The organism is Arthrobacter cavernae (assembly GCF_017368795.1).
Lineage (GTDB): Bacteria > Actinomycetota > Actinomycetes > Actinomycetales > Micrococcaceae > Arthrobacter > Arthrobacter cavernae.
Genome location: NZ_JAFNLL010000061.1, coordinates 1 through 4,075 on the forward strand (window position 1 = coordinate 1; position 4,075 = coordinate 4,075).

3 protein-coding genes are annotated in these 4,075 nt (G+C 67.9%); all 3 read left to right on the forward strand.

The window, feature by feature from the left end; all coding sequences use genetic code 11:
• Positions 1-344 precede the first annotated feature (344 nt).
• Positions 345-1,256, forward strand: a complete 912-nt coding sequence (gene dprA / locus J1902_RS17965; RefSeq protein ID WP_207617750.1) for a DNA-processing protein DprA — start codon at positions 345-347, stop codon at positions 1,254-1,256.
• A 568-nt stretch (positions 1,257-1,824) separates the two neighbouring features.
• A complete protein-coding gene (locus J1902_RS17970) occupies positions 1,825-2,847 on the forward strand; it encodes a DUF4192 domain-containing protein (protein WP_207617751.1) in 1,023 nt (340 codons plus the stop codon).
• Positions 2,848-3,032: 185 nt separating this feature from the next.
• Positions 3,033-3,182, forward strand: a complete 150-nt coding sequence (locus J1902_RS17975; protein WP_207617752.1) for a hypothetical protein — start codon at positions 3,033-3,035, stop codon at positions 3,180-3,182.
• Positions 3,183-4,075 lie beyond the last annotated feature (893 nt).

Sequence of the window (4,075 nt, forward strand, 5' to 3'; positions counted from 1 at the left end):
GCTGGTGGGGCCAGTGCGCGCCGTCGCAGGGCTCCGGACACCCTGGCCCTGTGTGTCTACGACGACGTTTTTTGGCTGCTGTCCTCCGGATCATACGTGCCCGCTCCACCCCGTCTAGCCCCTCCTGCGTCGGGGCCTGCGGTGCCGGATCTTTCCCTGCGGCGCTCGTGCCTCGCTGATTTCCTCCGGGAAATCTCCCGTCCCTTGCCCTGCGGGTAGACGGGCCTCCGTCGGGCACAGCTCCGCGATGCTCCGCCAGCAGCCAAAAAACAACGGGGGAGAGGGGAGCTGGCCGGTCACCTGAGCCGCCCCGACCCGCCCGATCCTCTGCAAAGGACGAAACCATGACTGAAAACCGCATTGCACGCGCCGCATTGACCCGCCTGTTCGAGCCGGGCGACACGGTGGGCCTGGCCCTCATCGCCCGGCACGGGGCCCACGGGGCCTTGCGGATCGCCATCGGCGCCCGCCCTGCCGTCCCGTTCGGTGATGTCAGCGCCGACGAGCTGGCCGAGGCCCTCGGCCGGTGGGCTCCCCGCATCAAGGACCTGGACGCCGAGGCCGATCTGGCCACGATCGAAAGGCTGGGCGGCGGCTTCCTCACCCCGGAGGATGACCGGTGGCCCGCAGGTCTGGCCGAGCTCGAAGACGCCCCCATTGGCCTCTGGTACCGCGGCGAGCTGGGCCGGGGCATCCCCGCCACCGGCAGGAGCGTCGCCGTCACCGGCTCCCGGGACAGCACCAGCTACGGCACGGCCGTCACCGGTGACCTCGCCCACGCGCTGGCCCAGCGCGGAATCTGCGTCATCTCCGGGCTCGCCTACGGGATCGACGCCCACGCCCACCGGGCCGCACTGGCAGGAAACCAGGGCGAGGGCCCGGCCACCATCGCCGTGCAGGCCGGAGGCCTTGACCGTGACTACCCATCAGGGAACGCCGAGCTTGCCGGAGCCATCCGCGCGAACGGCCTGATCGTCTCCGAACAGCCCCCGACAACGGCGCCAACACGGTACCGGTTCCTTCGGCGCGGCCGCATCATGGCTGCGCTGGCCGGGGTGACCTGCGTGGTGGAAGCCCGCTGGCGCTCCGGCGCCCTGAACACCGCACACCACGCCGAATCCCTGGGCCGTCACGTCGCCGCCGTACCCGGCAGCGTCCACAGTGCCAACTCCGCAGGATGCCACCGGCTCCTGAAGGAGGGCGGCGCGGTTCTGGTCACCGACGCGGCAGAGATCAGCGAACTCCTCGCCGCCTAGACGCTTGCGGTGGCCGGTCCATGGGGGCCGGTCGCCGCGGGCGGTCCGCCGCCGTGTGGCTGGCTGTGGTGGTGGTTGCCTGCGGCGGAACGCCAACCGCCCAGGGACTTCGCTCCATGCCATGGGCGGCGCGGCCCGCCGGCCACGACCCGAACCTCGCGAGTTTCACGAGGTGCTGAAGCAAAGGGTTCGCCAAGGCTCACCAGGAACGGACGTCCGCTGGCGCGGCCGGCTGTTGGGTCCGTGCCCGGCTCCGCAGGGCTCCGCCGTGCCCGGCCCTGTTTTGTCTACGACGTTTTGGCTGCTGTCCTGACGGATTGTACGTGTCCGCTCCGGCCCGTCTAGCCCCTCCTTCGTCGGGGCCGGCGAGGCGGGAATTCCCTCCGGCGCTCCTGCGTCGCTGATTTCCTCCGGGAATTTCCCGCCCCTTGCCCTGCGGGTAGACAGGCCTCCGTCGGCCACAGCTCCGCAAGCTTCGCCAGCAGCCAAAACAACGGGGGAGAGGGGACGCTGGCCACTCACCTGAGCCGCCCCTCCCACCGGATCCTCAGCAAAGGACACAAGAACGATGACCAACGGAATCAGCATTTCCAGCCCCGCCGACATCCTCGGCTTCATCCCGCACACCCTCGGGTTCGCGCCCCGGGAATCCTTCGTGTTCATCACCCTGCGCGCGAACATGCTCGGCGCGACGCTGCGCGTCGACGCCCCCGCATGGGCCGACCCGGCCGGGTTCGCCCGGTCCATGGCCGACTACATCGCACTGGACACCCCGGCGACCGCGGTCCTGCTGGCCGTGTTCACGGACCATGCCCCGGCCGACGGTTCGCCGCGGCCCTTCCACGAGCACCTCGAGGCCATCATCCAGACGCTCGAAACCGCAGGAACCCCACTGCAGGACGCATGGATTGTCACCTCCGAGCACTGGAAGAACCTGCTCTGCGACGACACCCGGTGCTGCCCTCCGCAGCCGTTGGAAGCCATCACGGACGGGCACCTGAACGCGGAAATGATCTTCCGAGGCAGCAGCTACCAAAAGGCGCCCGGCGCGAACTACGCCCCGTTCGCCGGTCCCGCGGACACCGCCGAGCGCATCGATGCGGCCATGCCCGCTGTGCTCGCCGGGGAACCGGACGCCGGGCGGGCCCTGTGGGCCGAAGCCCTGGACCGGACAGAAGCCCCGGAGCAGGCAACGGCGGTGGAACTGGTGGCGTTCTTCCAGCGTCCGGACCTGCGGGACGTGCTGTTCTGCAACGTGATCGAGCCCGAGCGGCCGGACGCCGAGGGCAGCGGGTATCTGTTGCTGGGACACGGCATCGCACCGGATTGGAACCGGGTGGACAGGGCACAGGAAACCGCCTGCCAGCTGATGGGCGCAGCCCCGCAAGGGTACCGTGCTCCGCTGCTGACCCTGATCGGCTGGCTCGCCTACCTCAAGGGCCAGTCGTCGGTGGCCGCGGATCACCTTGCTGCAGCCGTCGAGGACACGCCCGGCTACCGGCTCGCTGAACTGATGGAAGAAATCATCGGAAACGGCAACCTGGCCCCCGTCGCCAAGGACGAGAACACCGGGTACCGGAAGAGCATCTAACCCCAACAGGGGCCGGACCGGGTAACGGTTCCGGCCCCCGGGTGCGTCGGCGGCCTCCCCCGCTTCGCTCCTCCGGCCGCCGATCAACGCTGACGCGGGCGAAGCCCCCACAGCAAACGAAAGCCGTCTGCCGTCGGGCTACAGTGGAAGAGCTACGGGTTCCACCAACGTCAGGGAGCAGCACCATGGGTCACGACTTCATCCTCACGGACGAGGACGCCGTGCCTGCCGGAGCGACCCACGCCCAGGACATGCTGGAACTCTCCTTGCTCACCATGCAGCGAGGATCCACCGTGGTGGACATCTCCTGGGAGAAGTCTCCGCAAGATTCTTAACCCGGCAGCAAGGATGCTGCACACCAAGTTTCCTTTTGCTGAGGGAAAAACAGAGGCCGGCCCCCAAGGGCCGGCCTCAACCTCTTTAACTGCATCTTGCTCATCCGCCCAACGGTCGCGGCCAAGTATGGGTCCCCGCAAAGAGCGGTCCTCGCTGCGCTCGGGCTGTAGAAGCGTTTTTCTTTCTTTTGCTGCTGTCCTGACGGATTGTACGTACCCGCTCCACCGGCTCAACCGTCCTGCGGACGGCTGCGCACCGCTTGAATTGTGCCGGCGCTTCGCTTATTTCCTCCCACAACCCAACCGGGGCTTGTCCTTGCGGGTTGCCCCGGCTCCGTCGGGCACAGCTCCGCAAGCTTCGCCAGCAGCAAAAGCAACGGGGGAGAGGGGAAGCTGGCCACTCACCAAAGCCGCCCCACCCACTTGAAAGGAACCACGCCATGAGCAAACCAAAGGCATGCAGTCACTGCCCGGGAGCATCAATCTCGAGGGAGCCGGATCCTTAACGGACGCTGCTGCAATCCGTTGACAACATCATTGAGATTCCTGCGGATCATACGTGCCCGCTCCACCGGCTCAACCGTCTGGTCCGGCACCGCTCCCAGACCGCCCGTGAGAAGAACGGCCGCGTCTATTGCACGGACTGCGAAGGCTGATTCCCTGCCCCCTCGGGCCAGTCCAAGGCTGCCGCCAGCTGCTCGGCGTCGGGCAGCCGGCACGCCCTGCCTCATGCAGTCCGCAGCGAACTTCCGGACGCTGAACGGCTCACCGCTGCGCTGGACTGGACCGAGGATACGCAGCGCTGAAGACCGCACGTCCGGAAGCAACCGAGACTCCGGGAACGTGGCAGGGGCGGTGCTGTTGCCCCGGCTGTGGACTAATTGATTAATCAA